Here is a 20,108-nt window from a genome sequence, read left to right as displayed (position 1 = left end):
ACTCATTCATTTTTAGTTCAAAAAAATAGGATACGTTTTCTTCTTTTACTATAAATTACTTTCAGACTTTTCGCAATCATTATTTATCAATTTCCACAATTATCCGATTCCGTAGAGAAAAAGCAAAAGAAGAGCGGTTACGTCTCCTTCTGCTTATCTTTTTCTGCTTCCCGGCGGGATCTCTTATAGGAAATCACCTGTTCCAGTGACTGCCTGAACCGGACGCCTTCCGGGAGGGACCATTTGAAAATATTCGGCACGTGTCCGGGTTTAAGCCCGATGACGAAAAGTTCGACCCCCATATGACTGAGGGCTTTTAATACGGAAGCCAGGTAATTGAAACCTTCTCTTTCGATATTGCCGACTGCCGTGAAATCAAACAGAAGTTCCTCCGCTTCACTTTCACGCACGGCCTCGAGAAGATTATGTTCGACGCTCATTATTTTATCGTAACTCAAATCGCCGAATAACGGCACGAGAGCTGTTTCCTTATTTAATGAAATGAAGGGGGCTGAAAGTTTATTGTTCTGTTCAATCACCTGCTCCGCCCGCTCCTTTTCTTCAATCAGTTCTGTTTTCGTCTTTAACAGCTCACTCTGCAGCGTTTTGAGACTCGCAGCCACTTTGTCCACCTGCGAATCTTTCGGTATCAGAAGAAGTTCTGCTTTCTCTTCGTCCGTCCACGTAATATAAACATCCGCTAAAATTACGTCGCTGTTCTCTTTGATGACGTTCATTTCAATAACCGTTTTCCTGCGATGAAAATTAACCCACTCCCGTGCCTTATCATACGTTCCTTCATCGACTATTTTGGTGAGATTATCCGGCAGACCGAACAGCCCTTCCGCTTCCTGTGAATAAGCGATTATATTCCAGGCTGCGTCTATCTCATAATAAGGGAGCGGGAAAGTAGCTTCCACCCGTTTCATTGCCTGCGTCCCTCCTTCCCGTTCTGCAGCCATTCTCTTACGGCGGTCAGGGAACTCATTGTGTGCACGCGTTTCACATTCCATTCACTCATACCGTGATTCTTAACAATACGGCCACCGATAAGTATGACGGAATCGGGCATGCGCTTTTTCAGAATATCGATTATGTTGTGCATCTCGGGCACTCTATAGGAAAGAGCGGCAGAAATGCATATGACATCCGGGCGGAATTTTTCTATCTGCTGCAGAACGTGATCGTCAGGTACACCTGTCCCGAGGAACCTGGACTCCCAGCCTTCTTCGCGGAAGATGTCCGCTGCCATTTTCAGACCCAGATGGTGCTCTTCTTCTTCCACGTTGAAAAAAATAGCCTTCTTTCCGTTCGAGGCGCCTTTCCGCGGCGATATCAATGTCATAATGTAATCACAGGTCGCCGTGGCCAGATGCTCATCCGCTACCGAAATACGGTTCGTCTGCCACAGTTCTCCTACGTAGTACATCGCCGGTGTTATGATCTCCTCATGCACTTCCAGTAAAGAACGTTCGTCCACCCACTTCCGTACCAGCTGCAGTGCTTCCTGTTCTTCGCCTTCCAGCAGGTAGCCGGTCAATTGTTTGTAAACCTCTTCCATTCGTTATTCACCCCGTGTCCGTTATACGTTTCAAATGTGCTATCGACGATTCCAGCAGGCGGATGTAATAATCACGTTCGTCCCCGTACATTTCCACTTCCTGAAGATACTGCTCTATCATTTCATAATTCTCGATAATAAGCTTCGTACCGACACCCCGGGAGACGAGTACGTCATTGAGCCAGACGGTGTAATCGCTGAAAAATGACTCATCTTTCCTTTCATAGGCAAGCTCCAGGTGGTTCAGATGATGATCATTATCCTCTCTCGTGTGCTTCCTGCCTTTCTCTCCGTACTTCTCCTCGAGCCAGGGGTATCTGTTGTAAAATTCCTCGGTCACTTTATCCGTAATGTACTGTTTCGCTTTCTTTTTCATGTGGCAACAACCTCATATTTATAAACTTTCGGAACGTAGCCCTGAAGCTCCTGATCCGGATAGTTCTTTTCAAGTTCGTGGATCTTCCGGAACTGTTCACTGCGGGCCCAGGTCAGATACGACTGTTTATTTTCCCATTCCATATGTACTGTAAGCTCTCCAGGTCGATGTTCGTTCTGCAGAAGTTGAAACGAAAGAAATCCCGGTTGCTCATCGACCAGCCGGGAACGGGTCCGATAGATGGAAATCAGGTCGTCCGCCTTGTGATCAGGAACCGTCACTTTAGAATCGACAACATACATTCTTCCACTCTCCTCTATCATTACATTGCCCCTTATTTCACCACATACTCCTGCAAATTTCTTTCTCAAAACCTGCCGGGTGTCCACATAAAAAACCTGTGATCTTACGAAAAGATCACAGGATGACTTGTATTATTCTATTCTTCGTATACTACCTGGTCGATCACTTTCATCTCTTCATGATCTAGCAGATTCTTGTTCACAATCTTATCTACTTCTTTGTTCATGTTATCACGCAGGTCATCGACTTCTTCTTTGTCGCCTACCATGATGATCTGCTCCCAGCCGTGCTCTTTCGCCTGTTTGTCCAGTTTAGGAGCGATACTCTTATACCAGCGGTAACGGTTGGCTTCGAACCGTTCGTTGTACTGATCGGACTTGGACTGCTTCGCCCCGCCGCTTCCTGTGGAAGCACCGGCTGCGTGACCGCCCTGGTGAAGTCTCCAGTCTTCCGTATTCAGATCAAGCTCATAAACTTTCGTGTCTTTCAGCTGAGCAAGCTCTGCATCGATCAGTTTAATGTTTTCTTTCTGTGTAAGGATAATACCTGTTTTCGGGAATTGCTTGTACATTTCCTTCAGCTGATCAACGACCGGCTGTTCTTCCCAGTAAAACGCTGTTTCTACAGGCATCTGGAATCGCTCTGCGAACCACACTGTTTCATCGGCGGAAGCGATGATTACAACGCTTTTACCGAAGTACTGCTCGTTTTCATCGATATAGTTCTGAACTTTTTCTTTCACTGCCCAGTAGTTACGCTTCTCATCAGAATCTCCGTCTTCCTGAAGATAATGTTCGAAGTTATTCAGACCGTTTTTCAGGTGAATCTTCCATTCGCCGCCCTGCTGATCCGGGTCGGACGGGTCTGTATTTAAATACATAGTAAATACCTTCTCAGGTTTCATTAAATGTACGTTTTCCAGTTTATTTATTTCTTTTTTCAAATCCAAAGCACTTCACTCCTTAATTACTTGTTTAATTGCTATGTTTCCTAAATAAAAGAGCGTTAAACATATTATATAAAAAAGTGAAAACTTCTCTCCGGATGCGCTCAAATCGGGCTCAGGAAGGCAATGAATGAGAGGAAGCACTGCGTTCCCCCGCTTTTCCTTCCTTTCACGCACTGAATTTCAAGGTGAAAGTAACGATTATGCCTTAATCATTACCTTCATAGCTCCTGTTTCCTCCCTATGGTCAGGAAAACGGTTCTCTCGTTACCTTCAGCAGAGTCCCCGATCTCTGAAGGTAACGAAAACGGAATCATCGGGGCCGGAAAGCATAAAAACCGGACCTCAGGGGTCCGGTTTTCGGCGTGTGGCATTCAGTTATTCTCCGGAATCAGCCGGTTCATTCATCAGGATCGTCTGTAACTGCTCCTTTGGAAGCGGAAGACACGAGCCTCGAATATTTGGCGAGCACCCCGCGCCTGAATTTCGGCTCCGGACGCTTCCAGCGGCTCTTCCGTTTTTCCTGTTCCTCATCGCTGACTTTCATGTTGATTTCCTGCGTATCACTGTCAATATTCACAATGTCCCCGTTTTCGAGAAGACCGATGGGACCGCCGACGTAGGCTTCAGGAGAAATGTGCCCGATAACGAATCCGTGACTACCTCCTGAGAAACGGCCATCGGTGAGCAGTGCCACTTTACCGCCGAGCCCCTGGCCGACGAGCATTGCTGTAATGGAAAGCATTTCGGGCATGCCCGGTCCGCCTTTAGGACCGACATTTCTTATAACGACAACGTCCCCTTCCTTCACGTCCCCTCCGGAAATCGCTGATGTCGCTTCCGCTTCACTGTCATACACTTTGGCAGTGCCTTCGAAGTTCGTGACCTTCAGCCCTGACATCTTCGCCACCGCTCCGTCCGGGGCAAGATTTCCTTTCATCAGTACGAGGGAACCTTCGGCTTTGATCGGATTGTCGAGAGGACGGATCACCTTCTGCCCGTCCTTAAGAGGATCGACATTTTCCAGATTCTCGGCCAGTGTCTGTCCCGTAACCGTCAGACAGTCCCCGTGCAGGTAGCCGTTATCATGGAGAAGCTTCATTACGGCCGGAACCCCGCCGGCTTCGTAAAGGTCCTGCATTACGTAAGTACCGCTCGGCTTCATGTCAGCAAGAAAAGGTACGTTGCGGCGGATCCGTTCGAAATCATCAAGAGAGATGTCGACCTCCGCTGCGTGGGCCATCGCTGTCAGATGAAGGAACGCGTTGGTCGAACCGCCGAGTGCCATGACTACAGTTATCGCGTTCTCGAACGCCTTTTTCGTCATGATATCTTTAGGGTAAATGTCTTTTTTAAGCAGCTCTACGACGAGTTCCCCTGCCTGACGGCATTCTTCCTCTTTATAATCATTGATCGCAGGAGTGGAGGAAGAGCCCGGAATGCTCATACCGAGAGCTTCCACGGCTGCCGCCATCGTATTAGCCGTATACATGCCTCCGCACGCTCCTGCTCCCGGGCAGGCGTTACATTCCACGCGGTGCAGTTCCTCGGAATCGATTTCTCCACTCTGATATTTACCGACCGCTTCGAACGAAGAAACGAGATCGATGTCTTTCCCGTCAAGTTTCCCGGGCTGTATCGTGCCTCCGTATATGTAGACCGACGGAAGATTGAGGCGGCTGAGAGCAATCAGGCATCCGGGTGTCGTCTTGTCACACCCGCCGATGGCCACTACGCCGTCCAGACGCTCAGCGTTCGTCACCGTTTCAATGGAATCCGCGATAATTTCACGGCTCGGCAGGGAATAATGCATTCCCTCGTGTCCCATGGAGATACCGTCCGATACGGTGATCGTGTTGAAAATCATCGGCGCGCCTCCGTTACCGCCGGCGCCACTTTTCGCTTTCCGGGCCAGTTCATCGATATGTACGTTACACGGCGTGACTTCACTCCACGTACTGGCGATCCCGATCATCGGTTTTTTGAAATCTTCGTCTTCGAACCCTACGGCCCGAAGCATCGCCCGGTTTGCCACTCTATTCTCATCATCACTGATTACTTTACTTCTTATCCGCAAATCTTTGCTTTCATCCATCGTCCAGCACCCTTTCAGAAATAAGTTTATTATGATGATACTAGCAAACAGGTATTTTAGCAATGAATATTCTGAATAGAGGAAACTTTCCCATATACCTCTGGTTATCCCGTTCGACAAAATAAGGACTTTCTCTCTTTCCATAAAAGGCAGATTGTTATACACTTGCTTAAGACCAGACTATCGATGAGGAAGTGTACTTGTATGGAAAAGAACGAAATCTACAACGGACTGATAAATATCGTTAAATCCGAATATGTAAAAATGGACGAATCATTGAAAAATCACCTGTATACCCAGCTTGGCGGAAAGGCGGATTACCTCGTAATGCCGACGACCTTCGAAGAGGTTCAGAAAGTCGTCAGGTTCACTAATCGCGCCGGCATCAAACACACGCTGCTCGGAAACGGATCGAACCTGATCATCAAAGACGGCGGAATCCGCGGCTTAGTGATGAATCTGAAGTATCTGAACGATATCAGCAGTGAAGGAGAGACCGTCGTAGCCCAGAGCGGAGCAAGAATCATCGACGTCTCCCGTCACGCTCTGAACGAGAGCCTGTCGGGTCTCGAGTTCGCCTGCGGCATCCCGGGGACGGTCGGAGGTGCCCTGTATATGAACGCAGGTGCCTACGGCGGGGAAATCAAGGATGTGCTCGATTACGCCTACGTCGTGGATAAACACGGGGAACTGGTGAAACGGAATGCCAAAGAGCTCGGTTTCGACTACCGTACGAGCAATATTCCCGAGAACGGGGACATCGTTGTGGAAGCCACTTTCGATTTGACCCCGGCAAAATACGAAGATGTGAAAGCTACCGTGGATGACCTCACTTACAGGCGGGAATCCAAACAGCCGCTCGAATACCCGTCCTGCGGCAGCGTATTCAAACGTCCGCCGGGACATTTCGCCGGAAAACTCATCCAGGACAGCAAGCTTCAGGGTACGAACATCGGCGGTGCAGAAGTGTCCACGAAGCATGCCGGCTTCATCGTCAATAAAGACAATGCGACGACAGCCGATTATATCGCCGTGATCGAACACGTGCAGAAGACCGTCAAGGAGAATTTCGGCGTGGATCTCGAGCGGGAAGTAAGAGTCATCGGAGAAGATAAATAATAGTAATAAAGTAAAAGCCTGGAGGTTCCTTCCTCCAGGCTTTTTCGTATTCAGGGACGGGTGAGTATCTGGGAGTGATTCATTCCGATTCCCGCTTCTGTTGCCGATGTCCCGCATTTAAGTTTACATAATTATATTTCGGGTAACAAATAATATTTTTGCAATAAAAAACCACCAATAATATGTATTGGTGGAGACGGCGGGAGTCGAACCCGCGTCCGGAGATATCGGCACTCGGGCATCTACAAGCTTAGTCGATATATTCTGATTCGCGAACTGCTCAGCCTATCGACCGGCTTATCGCAGACGCTAATCTGATTAGTCTCTTCGTTTCTCCTCAGATGGTGGAGAAACGCGTAGCCTGCTTCAGTTTGAGACCCTTGCACCGGCACACAGGCGATGCCGGGAAGGATCGCTCAAGCCAGCTTACGCTGCTAGAGCTAGGTTGTCTTCAGATTCGCCAGTTATATTTAGGCAAATGACGTTGTCGAGTCGTCGCCTCGACCTGCAGCCCGAGTTCGAACTATCCCCGTCGAATCCGTAACGTCCCCGTTACAGTAATTGCTGCATTTACTTAAATTATTATACCATATTTCACTACTTTTGCAAACTGTCCTTGATCGCCCGGTCCATTTCCCGTTTCACCTGTTTCTGTTTCAGCGCTTCCCGCTTGTCGTACTTTTTCTTACCGCGGGCGAGACCGATGAGAACTTTGGCTACCCCGTTTTTAATGTAGACTTTCAAAGGTACAATCGAATACCCTTTCTGCTGTGTCTGCCCGATCAGTTTGTCGATCTCTTTCCGGTGCAGCAGCAGTTTACGTGCCCGTGTGGGGTCATGATTGTAAATATTTCCTTGTTCATAGGGAGAAATATGCATGTTGTGGATATACATTTCTCCGTGTCTGTTCACGCGGGCGAAGCTGTCTTTCAGGTTGATCCGGCCGTTACGGATCGATTTGATTTCCGTCCCCTGCAGGACGATGCCCGCTTCGAACGTTTCCTCTATAAAATAATCGTGCCTTGCTTTTTTGTTCTGGGCAATCGCCCGTCCATCTCCTCTTGGCATCCTGACCACTCCTTCTTTCTCTGGTATTCATTCTATCAAATTCCCTGTGCTAATGAAAAAGATATTTGATTAGACAGCACAAATAAGCATGTGAGATAGTATTAACTGATAAGGAGGAAGAGACAATGACTTCAACCCTGAAACTGCTGACCCAAAGCGATAAATCGATGTTTATGTCCATGGATAACGGAATAAAGGATGATTACATAGCCCGTATTTTTGACCGTCTCGTCACCTCTGATTCTCACACTTTATACGGTCTTTTCTATCAGGGAAAGCTCGTCTCGACGGCGGGCTATAGCCTGTTCGCGGAAGGGACTTATGCAATGCTCGGGCGTTTCCGCAGCGACCGGAGGTACCGGGACCGCGGGTTCGTAACCGAAATTCTCCATCACGTCGTCGCCGAACTTGAAAATAATCCGGCTATCCGCTGGATCGGAGCGAACACGGAAACGAAGAACCTGCGCGCCCGGCGCGTCCTTGAAAAAATAGGGATGACCCCTTCCGAACCCCTACAATATAACGTAGTGCCGAGAGCGGAACTGGAGAAGCTTCCAGAAGCCGCACACGGATGGTCGGAAATCAGCCCGGTTTCCGAAAAAATGCGGTGGGTCCGCGCTCTCCACCCATCCGACCGTTTATTTCCGTTTGAATGTTACTACCCTTTTCCGCTTTCCGGAAATCTGCTTCGGGAATTCCCGCTGCAGAAAGCCCGTATGTTTCTGTCACCCGATGAGCAGCGGTTTCTTCTTATGAAGGAGGATGTAAAAGGAGAAACATACACCAACGTTATATACCCCTTTGCTGATGCCGGAAGCGACCGGGGTGTGCTGAATCTCGTAAAGAAGGAGATACAGAACAATCCCGGACACTACGGTGCCTGGTTCAATCAGCAGTACAGCGACACTCCTCTCCCTTATCCCGTCGAATCAAAAGGTGAATGGGTGCTGTACAGAAAGTAGTCAGATACTCTTTTTGGCAATGCAGAAGAAAAACACGACGGTTCCTGCGGAAACAGCACGAGCCGGGGGGCCAATTGACCAGACCCCCGCCAGACCGTGCCCGCGGAAAACGGCGTGTTTTTTTCATGTGCCTACTTTTTCTTTTTAGGAACTCCTTTATTTCTGTAAAATGGCTTGTTCCCTTTTTGTTTCTTTTTCTTCTTGGCGCTGGCCTTGATCTGTTTCGGCTGTTCCCGGCGCTGCTTCTTATCACTTTTCGGCTTCATACCTACGATTTCGAAGTCGATGACTTTTTCATCGAGATTGACGTTGACGACTTTCACTTTCACTTCGTCCCCGATCCGGTACATATTCGCCGTACGTTCACCGATGAGGGCATACTGTTTCTCCATGAAGTTGTAGTAGTCATCCGTCAGCGTACTGACGTGTACCAGTCCTTCCACCGTATTAGGCAGTTCCACGAACATACCGAAGCTCGTGACGGAACTGATGATTCCTTCATACTCTTCATCGATTTTATCCTGCATATACTCCGCTTTCTTCAGATCATCCGTTTCACGTTCCGCGTCGACGGATGCACGTTCTTTCTCCGAAGAATGACGGGCAATCTCAGGCATGTGATCTTTCCAGTACTTCGTCGTTTCCTGGCTCAGATCTTTCTGAATGATATACGTACGAATCAGACGGTGCACGATCAGGTCCGGGTACCGGCGGATCGGTGATGTGAAGTGTGTGTAAAAGTTCGTCGCCAGCCCGAAGTGCCCGACGTTCGAAGGATCATACTTCGCCTGCTGCATCGAACGGAGCATCAGTTTCGAAATGATGAGGTCTTCCTGGGTCCCTTTCACTTCTTCAAGCACTTTCTGAAGCGCCTGCGGGTGTACATCATCGGACGTCCCTTTCACCGAATATCCGAGGTTTGCAACGAACTCGAAAAAGTTCTGCAGTTTAGCGGAATCCGGATCCTGGTGGATACGGTAAATCGCCGGAACATCAAGCCAGTGGAAATGCTCGGCTACCGTTTCGTTGGCCGCGAGCATAAACTCTTCGATGAGTTTCTCCCCGACCGATCTCTCGCGTAGCTGTACGTCTTTCGCTTTTCCTTCTTCGTCCACGATGACGCCCGCTTCTTTGAAATCAAAATCGATGGCACCGCGGTCGAAACGTTTTTCCCGAAGAATCTGCGCTAAGTCTTCCATATCTTTGAACATCGGTACTAATGGTTCATAACGCTTCTTCAGTTCTTCGTCGCCATCGGCGAGAATTCCGTTTACATCCTTATACGTCATCCGCTCGTCCGTTCTGATGACACTTTGGAAAATTTCATGGTTCACGACTTCCCCGTCCTCGTTTATCTCCATTTCACAGGAGAGCGTCAGGCGATCCACCTGAGGATTGAGGGAACAGATACCGTTCGACAGACGGTGCGGAATCATCGGAATGACGCGATCGACGAGGTAGACGGACGTAGCTCTCTCCGCTGCCTCCTTATCAATCGGCGATTCCTGATCGACATAGTAGGAAACGTCCGCAATGTAGACGCCGAGCTTATAGTTACCGTTATCGAGTTTCTTCACCTGGACGGCATCATCGAGGTCTTTCGCATCGGCACCGTCGATGGTCACAATCTGCTCGGAACGGAGGTCGCGACGATTTTCTATTTCTGATTCATTTATCTCATCCGGCGTATCTGTTGCCTGCTGAATCACTTCTTCCGGAAAATCTACCTGGATTCCGTGCTTATGGATAATGGAAATGATGTCGATTCCCGGATCGTTTTTATGTCCGAGAATCTCTGTGATTTCCCCTTCGGCGCTCATGCGGCCTTCAGGGAATTTCGTGATTTCGACAATCACTTTATGTCCATCAGCCGCTCCATTCTCTTTTCCTTTCGGGATGAAGATATCGTTCGGTACCCGTTTATCATCAGCGATGACGAAACCGAAGTTGCCGTTCGCATCATAGGTACCGACAAGTCTCGCCTGGGCGCGTTCAAGAATCCTTATGACGGTTCCTTCCGGGCGCTGCCCGTCGTCCCGCCGTTTTTCGACGCGTACGAGAACCTTATCATTATTCATCGCACTGTTCAGGTCGGAATGATGAAGATAGACGTCGTCCTTATCTTCCTCCTCCGGAAGCAAAAAGGCGAATCCTTTCGCATTCATCTGTATCCGGCCTTTAATAAGATTCATCTTCTCCGGAAGACCGAAGCGGTTCTTTCTCGTACGGACGAGATCTCCTTCTTCCTCAAGTGCATTCAGTTCATTCATTAATTCTTTCAGGTCTTCACTTCCGGTGAGACCTAATTCTTCTTCCAGTTCATTGACAGACAAAGGGCGTGAAGCCGATTCTCTGAAATGATCAAGTATTTTTTTTCTTTCTACAGACATAATAGTCCTCCTATTCATTATTCGGACATGTCTTCTATTCGCTTATGACCAGTCCAATGAATTAAGAAAATCCAGTACGTCCTGCTGAAGTTCGTCTTTTTCCTTATCCACTGTAATGAAGTGACCGGAGTTTTCGTACCATTTGATATCTTTGTGATCGGATTCCACCGTCTCATAGATATATGGAGCGCTCTCCGTGTTGATCATCTCATCCTTCGAAGCCTGGACCACAAAGAGGGGAGTATAAATCTCGTCCACATGGTCGTGTACTTCGTTGATGAACTGTCCTAATTGAGTGAACATGTCCTTTGATTGTTCTTCTAATTCATTCATTTCTTTCTTAATGGTTGCTTCGTCTTTTTCTTCGAGTTGTTTATATTGTTTCGCTTTGAACCTGAATCCCTGCTTAAGCTGTTCTTCGTTATCGAAAAACATCGGGGCACACATCGGTATAATACCCTGAATCTTCTCGCAGTATGCGAGTTTCAATCCTAAAACTCCACCGAGGGACAGACCCGCCACAGCTATCTTTTCATATCCCAGGTCCCGCAGGTGCTGAAGACCGTTCTGTACGTCTTCCCACCACTGGTCCGGAGTCGCATCGCTCAGTGCTTCCAGTTCCTTGCCGTGCCCCCGGTATATAGGGGCATGAGTCGTATATCCGTTCTTTTCGAGAAACCTTCCCATCATGCGTACATCTGTTGAATTACCTGTAAAGCCGTGCAGCAGCAGCACAGCACGATCTCCTCCACCTTCGAATGTAAATGGCTCAGGCGGTTTTATTTTCATAACTTCCTCTCTCCCTTTTTCTTTGCTGTTGATGTACTACCCATATTCAGCTGACAGAAACATTCATTTGCTGCCAGCAATCTGAAACGCTCCCCCCGCATCCCGGGGGAAACCGTGCCGCAATAAAAAACGAAAAAGCCACGCTCAAGGCGCGGCTTACGAACATTATCCTATAAGATACCCGGAAATAAATGCCAGCACGAAGAACAGGACACCAGTGACGATAGTGGCACGGTGTAGAACTTTATCTATTCCTCTTGCCTTCTGCTTACCGAAAACCTGCTCGGCTCCGCCGGAAATCGCTCCCGACAGACCGGCACTCTTACCGGACTGCAACAGCACAAGTGTAATTAAAGCAATTGTATCAATAATAAGTAATGAAACCGTAAGTGTTTGCATAGTTTATTGTTGCACCTCCTGGAACGGACAAATGACTAGAACAAATATAGCATACATCTTTTTTCCCTACAAGGTGTAATTACCGGTGCCGTTTTTTGAATGATATTTGAACATTTTTGAATGAAAATGCGCAAAAACGATTGTTTTTGATTGAATGTTGCAAACGCTTCCCTTATAATGAAGTCATTCACTAAAGGAGGAACGCTTATGCTTACTATGGAGAGGCATCAGCTCATCCTGTCCCTGCTGGCGGAGAAGAAAACCGTCCGTCTCCAGGAACTGAGCGACCGGACAAACGCCTCCGACTCCACGATACGACGAGATCTGGACGCCCTGGAGCAACAGGGCGCTTTAAAGCGGGTGCATGGAGGCGCATCTTCTCTTTCAGCTTCCAGGGAAGAAGCGCCGATGAGTGAAAAAACCGGCCAGTATCACGAACAGAAAAAAATAATAGCTTCCCTTGCTGCGGGAACAATAAGCAAAAAAGAAACTATTTTTCTGGACGCCGGATCGACGACGACCCTGATGATCCCTTATCTGGACTCTTCTGTCACCGTCGTCACGAATGGTCCGGAGCACCTGCCCCATCTGGCGGAACGCGGCATAACCACCTACGTCATAGGAGGATTCGTCAAGCCGGGAACCAGGGCCATCGTCGGCGCCAATGCTGTAGAAAACCTGAAACAGTACCGGTTCGACCGCTGCTTTCTCGGAGTCAACGGGATTACGGAAGAAGACGGGCTCACGACACCCGATCCGGAAGAAGCAGCCATTAAGAAAAAAGTGCTCTATCAGTCTATGAACAGATACGTCCTTGCTGATCATTCCAAGTTCGGAGAAAGGACTTTCATAACTTTCGCCGGAGCGGAAGACGCCATACTGGTGACCGACTCTTCCGGACCTGTCGTGACGGCAATGCAGAATAACAAAGACATAGAGGTGATGCTTCCATGATTTACACACTGACACTCAACCCTTCCATCGACTACATTATGCACGTGGACAAATTACAGCCGGGCGGACTGACGCGTTCTACAGCAACGGCTTATTACCCCGGCGGAAAAGGAATCAACGTTTCCCGGGTGCTCTCGAATCTGTCCGTCCCCTCGACGGCGCTCGGCTTCATCGGAGGGTTCACCGGGGAGTTCATCAGAACCTCCCTCAAAGAAAAGGGAGTAAAAGAAGCTTTTATAGAAACAGACGAACCGACGAGAATCAACGTGAAACTGAAAGACGGAAGGGAATCGGAAATAAACGGCCCGGGACCTGAACTTTCGGACTCGCTCAAAGGGCGGCTGCTGGAACAGCTCCATACGCTCACCCCGGAGGACGTTCTGCTAATTGCAGGCAGCGTCCCCTCTTCTCTCCCCGAGGATTTCTACCGGGAAATAGCGGAGAACCTGAAAGATAAAGGGGTACCGATGGCCGTGGATACCTCGGGACGCGCACTGAAAGACCTTTTATCCTATCATCCCTACCTTATCAAGCCGAACAGGCAGGAGCTTGAGGAACTGTTCGGGGAAACGATGGAAGATAATCGGACCGTCGCCCGCTACGCGGAAAAACTGGTGGAAGAAGGCTGCCGGAACGTCCTCATCTCCCTCGGCGGTGACGGAGCCGTATATGCGAATCATGAAGGTATCTGGTTCGCAGAAGCACCAGAAGGCCCGGTCGTCAACACGGTGGGAGCGGGTGATTCCATGGTTGCCGGATTCCTGGCTGCGAAAGAAGTTTATCTCACCGACGAAGAGGCTTTCAAAAAGAGCATAGCCTGCGGAAGTGCCACAGCGTTCGGAGAAGATTTGTGTACGAAAGAAGAAGCAGAAGCCCTGTACGATTCCATTCACATATATAAGGAAGGAGAGAGACGATGAAAATTACAGACCTTTTGAAAAAGGATACGATGCTGCTCTCAACAGACGCCTCCGATAAAAAAGGAATTCTGGACGAACTGACGGCGAAGCTTGAGACCGCCGAACGTCTGAAAGACCGGGACAGATTCCGCGAAGCTATTCAGGCGAGAGAAGACCAGAGTACAACAGGAGTGGGAGACGGGATCGCCATCCCCCACGCAAAATCAGAAGCCGTAAAGACACCGGCCATCGCTTTCGCCCGTTCCCGCGAAGGAATCGAATACGAATCACTCGACAGGCAGCCGGCTCACCTGTTCTTTATGATAGCAGCGACGGACAGTGCCGATAACACTCACCTGAATGCTCTATCACGTCTTTCTTCCTTTCTGATGGATACAAATTTCCGGGAAAACCTTATGAAAGCCGAATCCGAAGAGGAAGTCATGGAAATTATCAATACGAAGGAACGGGAAGAAGACGAAGAAGATGAAGAAGCGACGGAGACCTCCGGGAACCTGATTCTTGCCGTAACCGCCTGTCCGACAGGAATTGCCCATACGTACATGGCGGCAGATAAGCTGAAGGATACAGCCGGGCAGAGAAATATTCCGATCAAGGTACAGACGAACGGCTCAAGCGGAGTGAAGAACCGTCTTACTCCGGATGATATTGAACGTGCTGATGCCATTATCGTCGCGGCAGATACAAAAGTTGATATGAGCGGTTTTGACGGGAAACATGTCATCGAAGTACCGGTGGCAAAAGCTATCCACGAACCGGACAAACTGCTGGACCGGGCTCTTCAGAAGGATGCTCCTGTTCATCACTCCGACGGCAAAAAAGAAGACGGAGAAGATTCCAAAGGACGATCCGGCATTTACAAACATCTGATGAACGGTGTGTCCAACATGCTTCCTTTCGTCGTAGGCGGAGGTATTCTCATAGCTTTCTCCTTTTTCTTCGGTATCAACGCCGCAGACCCGGAAAGTGATCAGTACAATAGGCTTGCAGAAATGCTCAATACTGTCGGCGGTAACGCCTTCTTCTTCCTCGTCCCGATTCTCGCCGGCTTCATCGCATCAAGCATCGCCGACCGTCCCGGTTTCGCACCAGGGGTTGTCGGGGGCTATATAGCAGTATCGTCCGGTGCTGCGGATGGCGGTTCCGGCTTCCTCGGCGGTCTGATCGCCGGTTTCCTGGCAGGTTACCTTACGCTCGGCATTAAAAAAAGCCTGGAAGGTCTTCCTGCCTGGCTGGACGGATTGAAGACGGTTCTGTTCTACCCGGTACTTGCCATTTTCGGTACAGGAATGATCATGCTTCTGATCAACCCGCCACTCACCAGTGTGTACACCGGTCTCTTAAGCTGGCTTGAGGGACTGAGCGGTGCCAACGTCGCCATACTCGGCATCATTGTAGGCGGTATGATGTCCGTTGATATGGGCGGACCCGTTAACAAAGCAGCGTATACGTTCGGCCTTGCCACTCTTGATGCCGGCAACTATTCGATTATTGCAGCAGCGATGGCCGGGGGTATGGTGCCTCCGCTCAGCCTGGCGCTTGCCAGCACATTTTTCAAAAATAAATTTACGAAAGAAGAGCGGGAGGCCGGCAAAACGGCCTACGCTCTCGGGGCCTGCTTCATCACGGAAGGCGCCATTCCTTTCGCAGCTGCGGACCCGGCCCGGGTGATTCCTTCGGCGGTCGTCGGATCAGCAGCGGCCGGAGCGCTCACCATGCTCTTCGGTATCGGTCTCACCGCTCCCCACGGAGGTATTTTCGTCATCGGTCTCGTCGAAGGAGGGTTCACCGGAGCAGCCCTTTACATCCTTGCCATCGCGGCCGGTTCGATAATTTCGGCAATTATGCTCGGATTCTTGAAAAAGGATGTACGAAAGGCTTAAAATAGTGTAGTTAGAACAAGTATATATTTTCACTTTTGAGGAGGAAACTATCATGGTAGAAAAAACATTCAAAGTCACATCCGCTGACGGTGTGCATGCACGTCCGGCGACAGTACTTGTACAGAACGCAGGGAAATACGAATCAGACATCAATCTTCACTATAAAGAGAAATCAGTGAACCTGAAGTCCATCATGGGAATCATGAGTCTCGGTATCCCGGCCGGAGCAGAAATCAAAATTACAGCAGAAGGTGACGATGAGCAGGAAGCAGTCGATCATCTGACGCAGACTATGCAAAATGAAGGCTTGGGGGAGTAACGAAATGACACAACTTCAGGGTATAGCAGCTTCCGGCGGTATTGCGATTGCAAAAGCATACCGTCTGGAGGCGCCTGACCTATCCTATGACAAAACGACGGTGGATGAGCCTGCCGAAGAAATCACACGTCTCCACGACGCTCTGGAGGTTTCCAAGTCGGAACTGGAAAAAATTAAAGAACACACGAGGAAGTCCCTCGGAGATGAACACGCAGAAATCTTCTCCGCTCACCTTCTCGTACTCAGCGACCCTGAAATGATCCAGCCCATGGAAGATAAAATCAGAACGGAAAGCGTCAATGCGGAAGCGGCTCTCGATGAAACGGCCAATATGTTCATCGACATGTTCAAAAACATGGACAACGAATACATGAAAGAACGTGCTGCAGACATCCATGACGTTACTAAGCGCGTGCTCGCCCACCTTCTGGACGCCGAGTTTCCGGACCCTGCTCTTATCGATGAGCAGGTCGTCATTGTGGCAGAAGATCTGACGCCTTCCGATACCGCTCAACTGAACAAAGAGTTCGTCCAGGGCTTCACTACCGATATCGGGGGCCGCACGTCCCACTCGGCCATTATGGCGAGATCTCTCGAAATTCCGGCAGTCGTCGGTACGAAAGAGATTACAAAACAGGCGGACAAAGGTGTGACTGTCATTGTAGATGGCCTGAGCGGTGACGTAATCGTCGACCCTACTGATGAGCAGATCGAATCGTACAAACAGAAGCGTTCGGAATTTGAAGAGAAAAAACAGGAGTGGGCAAAACTGAAAGATGAGACCACCGTCTCAAGCGATAACGAGCACGTGGAACTGGCTGCCAATATCGGTACGCCGGATGATGTTTCGGGTGTCCTTGAAAACGGAGGCGAAGGAATCGGACTGTACCGGACCGAGTTCCTCTACATGGGCAAAAATCAGCTTCCGACAGAAGATGAGCAGTTTGATGCTTACAGTTCCGTACTGAAGCAGATGGAAGACAAGCCTGTCGTAGTGCGTACACTCGACATCGGGGGAGATAAAGAGCTCGACTACCTCGACCTTCCTGATGAAATGAACCCGTTCCTCGGCTTCCGTGCTATCCGGCTCTGCCTTGAGCGTGACGACATTTTCCGTACTCAGCTCCGGGCACTGCTGCGGGCGAGCGTACACGGAAACCTGAAGATCATGTTCCCGATGATTGCAACGCTCGACGAATTCCGCGAGGCGAAAGCTATTCTGACCGAAGAGAAAGAAAACCTCATCCGGGAAGGGAAAGAAGTTGCGGACAACATTGAGGTCGGTATCATGGTGGAAATCCCTGCGACAGCCGTAATGGCCAAGCAGTTCGCCAAAGAGGTCGACTTTTTCAGTATCGGTACGAATGACCTTATTCAGTACACGATGGCTGCCGACCGGATGAATGAGCGCGTTTCCTACCTGTATCAGCCTTATAACCCGGCTATCCTCAATCTCGTAAACAACGTCATTGAAGCTGCCCACGCAGAAGGAAAATGGGCCGGCATGTGCGGTGAGATGGCAGGGGATGAAATCGCCATTCCGATTCTTCTCGGTCTTGGACTTGATGAATTCAGCATGAGTTCCTCTTCCATCCTTCCGGCAAGAACTCAAATCCTCGGGCTTTCCAAAGCGGAAATGAGTTCTTTCAAAGACGAACTTCTATCCATGAATACGTCTGAAGACGTGGTCGCTTTCGTGAAAGAGAAAGCAGGTCTTGAATAGGCTGTTTTCGGAAGAAGAAGTAAAGGAGGACTGTTGATGACCTTCACAATCGTAATGCTGGTATCAATTGCTATCATCGTCGGTGTGGCCGCAGCGTTCGGCACGGTCATTTCCAAAGGATATGACTACAAACACACGATTGATGCTCATCCGGAACAGGATGGAGATTCTTCTTCACAAAAAAACTGAACCCTTACAGGTTCAGCTGAAGCTGCCGGGAATTCCGGCAGCTTTATTTTATTGTCTCCGGCTCATGCAGGGGTCACCCAGCTGCCGACTTCATACCACATATAGTGGAGCCATTCCTCGAAAAAGAATGGAAGCTTCGTCTCCAGTGATTGATACGCGGAATATTCCGTCGGCACCCCCTCAGCGTCGATTCCCATATCCGTTGCCATAGCCGTAGCTCGTTTTAAGTGGAACCGGTCACTGACTAGATAAAAGCTGCCAATCGATTTCTCTTCAAGAAGTTTCTTTGATTCAGAGAGATTCTCTTTCGTCTCAAGTGAACTTTCTTCCAGTAATATATCTTCCTCCGGAACTCCTGCTTCCATAGCACTCCCTTTGCCTACTTCCGCTTCGGAAAATTCCGCTTTTTCGCTCTTACCCCCGGTAAAAATCAGATAATCTACCTTCCCTTCCTCGTACAGCTCGATTGCTTCACGGATCCTTCCTTCAAACACCGGACTCGGTTTTCCGCCCCACTGCGCCGCTCCAAGGACGATGGCTGCATCTACCTTTTTCTCTCCTTCTACACCGTATGTCCACACCTGCCAGGCGCTGACAGCTGCAAACACGAGGGCTATCATTATTAACAATTGGATGATTCTTTTCATAGTTTTTCTCCTTCGCTGTACGTTCGTCCTCTCATAATACTACGTGGGGAGGTAATTGCAAAAGATAAAGATACTTCCGCAGAAGAAAGCTAAAAATAAAACCTCCGGGGTGCACACCCCGAAGGCCTTCAGACTCCCAAAAACCGGGAGCCGGTCATTCCGTATTATTTATTCAGGTTGTAGAAAGCTGTCTTTCCTGCATATTTGGCTGTATCAAGCAGCTGATCCTCGATGCGCAGAAGCTGGTTGTACTTCGCAACGCGGTCCGTACGGGACGGTGCCCCTGTTTTAATCTGACCGGCGTTTGTGGCAACTGCGATATCAGCGATCGTTGCATCTTCCGTCTCTCCGGAACGGTGGGAGATGACTGCAGTATAGCCGGCACGTTTCGCCATTTCAATAGCGTCGAACGTTTCCGTCATCGTACCGATCTGGTTCACTTTGATAAGGATGGAGTTTCCTACACCCTGCTCGATGGCACGGGAGAGTTTTTCTGTGTTGGTAACGAACAGATCATCCCCGACCAGCTGTACTTTGTCACCGATACGGTCCGTAAGCAGCTTCGTTCCTTCCCAATCGTTTTCGTCCAGGCCGTCTTCAATGGAAACGATCGGATATTTGCCGATCAGTTCTTCATACCAGTCGACCATTTCTTCAGAAGTCCGCGTTACGCCTTCCCCTTTCAGGCTGTACGTACCGTCTTCATAAATTTCGGAAGCCGCCACGTCCATAGCAAGCTGCACTTCTTCGTCCGGCTTATATCCTGCCTCTTCGATCGCTTCGATGATCGTGGAGAGGGCTTCTTCGTTGGATTTCAGGTTCGGAGCGAATCCGCCTTCGTCCCCGACGCCAGTATTATACCCTTTGTTCTTAAGAACTTTCTTAAGCGCGTGGAAAATTTCAGCACCCATGCGGAGACCTTCCTTGAATGTAGGAGCACCTACAGGCATGATCATGAATTCCTGGATGTCTACGTTGTTGTCCGCATGCTCTCCACCGTTAAGAATGTTCATCATCGGTGTCGGAAGCGTGTGAGCGAAGAATCCGCCGAGATACTTGTACAACGGCAGTTCGGAATACTCTGCGCCTGCCCGGGCGACTGCCATGGAAACACCTAGGATGGCGTTTGCACCCAGATTCCCTTTGTTGTCGGATCCGTCGAATTCTCTCATAAGGTTATCGATGATAACCTGCTGGGTTACGTCGATGCCGAGCAGCTTCGGAGCTATCTTTTCGTTTACGTTTTCAACGGCGTTCTGAACGCCTTTGCCGAGGTAACGGTTTTTATCGCCGTCACGTAGTTCTACTGCTTCATATTCTCCGGTGGAAGCGCCACTTGGAACAAGAGCTGTGCCGAACGCTCCGGATTCCGTGTACACTTCCACTTCCACTGTCGGGTTCCCGCGGGAATCCAGTACTTCGCGTGCATAAACATCAGTAATATATGGCATGAAAATCTCTCCTT

Annotated in this window: 20 protein-coding genes and 1 other RNA gene; 8 read left to right on the top strand and 13 right to left on the bottom strand. The window is 49.3% G+C overall.

The window, feature by feature from the left end; translation table 11 throughout:
* Nucleotides 1–137: 137 nt before the first annotated feature.
* The 6 genes from BW931_RS06455 to ilvD form a co-directional block, all read right to left on the bottom strand.
* Nucleotides 138–962: an STAS domain-containing protein gene (locus BW931_RS06455; RefSeq protein WP_159435675.1), complete on the bottom strand. Its 825-nt coding sequence runs from the start codon at nt 960–962 to the stop codon at nt 138–140.
* Nucleotides 926–1,561: a cobalamin B12-binding domain-containing protein gene (locus BW931_RS06450; RefSeq protein ID WP_076570944.1), complete on the bottom strand. Its 636-nt coding sequence runs from the start codon at nt 1,559–1,561 to the stop codon at nt 926–928. The genes BW931_RS06455 and BW931_RS06450 overlap by 37 nt, the downstream gene beginning before the upstream one ends.
* A 7-nt stretch (nt 1,562–1,568) precedes the next feature.
* Nucleotides 1,569–1,937, bottom strand: a complete 369-nt coding sequence (locus tag BW931_RS06445; protein ID WP_076570942.1) for a hypothetical protein — start codon at nt 1,935–1,937, stop codon at nt 1,569–1,571.
* Entirely contained in the window at nt 1,934–2,239 is a 306-nt protein-coding gene (locus BW931_RS06440) for an antibiotic biosynthesis monooxygenase family protein (RefSeq protein WP_076570940.1), read from the bottom strand. The genes BW931_RS06445 and BW931_RS06440 overlap by 4 nt, the downstream gene beginning before the upstream one ends.
* A gap of 137 nt (nt 2,240–2,376) precedes the next feature.
* The gene (locus BW931_RS06435) at nt 2,377–3,189 is read right to left on the bottom strand and encodes a VLRF1 family aeRF1-type release factor (RefSeq protein WP_076570938.1); all 813 of its coding nucleotides are present in this window, start codon (nt 3,187–3,189) and stop codon (nt 2,377–2,379) included.
* Between the two features lie 397 nt (nt 3,190–3,586).
* Nucleotides 3,587–5,281, bottom strand: a complete 1,695-nt coding sequence (ilvD, locus tag BW931_RS06430) for a dihydroxy-acid dehydratase (protein ID WP_076570936.1) — start codon at nt 5,279–5,281, stop codon at nt 3,587–3,589.
* A 204-nt stretch (nt 5,282–5,485) separates the two neighbouring features.
* Between ilvD and murB the strand changes: the two genes are divergently transcribed.
* The gene (murB, locus tag BW931_RS06425; RefSeq protein ID WP_076570935.1) at nt 5,486–6,400 is read left to right on the top strand and encodes a UDP-N-acetylmuramate dehydrogenase; all 915 of its coding nucleotides are present in this window, start codon (nt 5,486–5,488) and stop codon (nt 6,398–6,400) included.
* Nucleotides 6,401–6,588: 188 nt separating this feature from the next.
* On the opposite strand, the gene ssrA is transcribed toward murB, so the two are convergent.
* Nucleotides 6,589–6,951, bottom strand: a transfer-messenger RNA (tmRNA) gene (gene ssrA, locus BW931_RS06420).
* 46 nt (nt 6,952–6,997) lie between these two features.
* A complete protein-coding gene (gene smpB, locus BW931_RS06415; RefSeq protein ID WP_008587166.1) occupies nt 6,998–7,468 on the bottom strand; it encodes an SsrA-binding protein SmpB in 471 nt (156 codons plus the stop codon).
* A gap of 125 nt (nt 7,469–7,593) precedes the next feature.
* On the opposite strand from smpB, the gene BW931_RS06410 reads away from it, so the two are divergent.
* Nucleotides 7,594–8,430: a GNAT family N-acetyltransferase gene (locus tag BW931_RS06410; RefSeq protein ID WP_008587164.1), complete on the top strand. Its 837-nt coding sequence runs from the start codon at nt 7,594–7,596 to the stop codon at nt 8,428–8,430.
* 131 nt (nt 8,431–8,561) lie between these two features.
* Here the strand turns inward: BW931_RS06410 and rnr are convergent, their stop codons facing one another.
* The 3 genes from rnr to secG form a co-directional block, all read right to left on the bottom strand.
* Nucleotides 8,562–10,820 carry a ribonuclease R gene (rnr, locus tag BW931_RS06405; protein ID WP_008587162.1) on the bottom strand — a complete coding sequence of 753 codons (2,259 nt, stop codon included), beginning with the start codon at nt 10,818–10,820 and terminating at the stop codon, nt 8,562–8,564.
* A gap of 42 nt (nt 10,821–10,862) precedes the next feature.
* Nucleotides 10,863–11,609 carry an alpha/beta hydrolase gene (locus BW931_RS06400; protein ID WP_076570933.1) on the bottom strand — a complete coding sequence of 249 codons (747 nt, stop codon included), beginning with the start codon at nt 11,607–11,609 and terminating at the stop codon, nt 10,863–10,865.
* Between the two features lie 165 nt (nt 11,610–11,774).
* Complete coding sequence (gene secG, locus BW931_RS06395) at nt 11,775–12,008, bottom strand: preprotein translocase subunit SecG (protein WP_008587158.1); 234 nt, start codon at nt 12,006–12,008, stop codon at nt 11,775–11,777.
* Nucleotides 12,009–12,215: 207 nt separating this feature from the next.
* On the opposite strand from secG, the gene BW931_RS06390 reads away from it, so the two are divergent.
* Genes BW931_RS06390 through ytzI form a run of 6 tightly spaced genes read left to right on the top strand, consistent with a single transcriptional unit; the run spans nt 12,216 to nt 17,996 of the window.
* Entirely contained in the window at nt 12,216–12,962 is a 747-nt protein-coding gene (locus tag BW931_RS06390) for a DeoR/GlpR family DNA-binding transcription regulator (RefSeq protein ID WP_076570931.1), read from the top strand.
* The gene (gene pfkB / locus BW931_RS06385) at nt 12,959–13,882 is read left to right on the top strand and encodes a 1-phosphofructokinase (protein WP_076570929.1); all 924 of its coding nucleotides are present in this window, start codon (nt 12,959–12,961) and stop codon (nt 13,880–13,882) included. The genes BW931_RS06390 and pfkB overlap by 4 nt, the downstream gene beginning before the upstream one ends.
* Nucleotides 13,879–15,765 (top strand): PTS fructose transporter subunit IIABC, encoded by a 1,887-nt coding sequence (locus BW931_RS06380; protein ID WP_076570927.1) that lies wholly within the window; start codon nt 13,879–13,881, stop codon nt 15,763–15,765. Before pfkB ends, BW931_RS06380 begins: the two co-directional genes overlap by 4 nt.
* Nucleotides 15,766–15,817: 52 nt before the next feature.
* A complete protein-coding gene (locus BW931_RS06375; protein ID WP_076570925.1) occupies nt 15,818–16,084 on the top strand; it encodes a phosphocarrier protein HPr in 267 nt (88 codons plus the stop codon).
* A gap of 4 nt (nt 16,085–16,088) precedes the next feature.
* Complete coding sequence (gene ptsP, locus BW931_RS06370) at nt 16,089–17,807, top strand: phosphoenolpyruvate--protein phosphotransferase (RefSeq protein ID WP_008587148.1); 1,719 nt, start codon at nt 16,089–16,091, stop codon at nt 17,805–17,807.
* 36 nt (nt 17,808–17,843) lie between these two features.
* The gene (gene ytzI / locus BW931_RS06365; RefSeq protein ID WP_008587145.1) at nt 17,844–17,996 is read left to right on the top strand and encodes a YtzI protein; all 153 of its coding nucleotides are present in this window, start codon (nt 17,844–17,846) and stop codon (nt 17,994–17,996) included.
* A 62-nt stretch (nt 17,997–18,058) separates the two neighbouring features.
* Here the strand turns inward: ytzI and BW931_RS06360 are convergent, their stop codons facing one another.
* The gene (locus BW931_RS06360) at nt 18,059–18,643 is read right to left on the bottom strand and encodes a YdcF family protein (protein WP_076570923.1); all 585 of its coding nucleotides are present in this window, start codon (nt 18,641–18,643) and stop codon (nt 18,059–18,061) included.
* Between the two features lie 164 nt (nt 18,644–18,807).
* Nucleotides 18,808–20,094, bottom strand: coding sequence for a phosphopyruvate hydratase (eno, locus tag BW931_RS06355; RefSeq protein WP_076570921.1), 1,287 nt, complete (start codon nt 20,092–20,094; stop codon nt 18,808–18,810).
* Nucleotides 20,095–20,108: the final 14 nt, after the last annotated feature.

It is taken from the genome of Salimicrobium salexigens, from assembly GCF_900156705.1.
Lineage (GTDB): Bacteria > Bacillota > Bacilli > Bacillales > Halobacillaceae > Salimicrobium > Salimicrobium album.
This window is presented reverse-complemented; position numbering and strand designations above follow the sequence as displayed.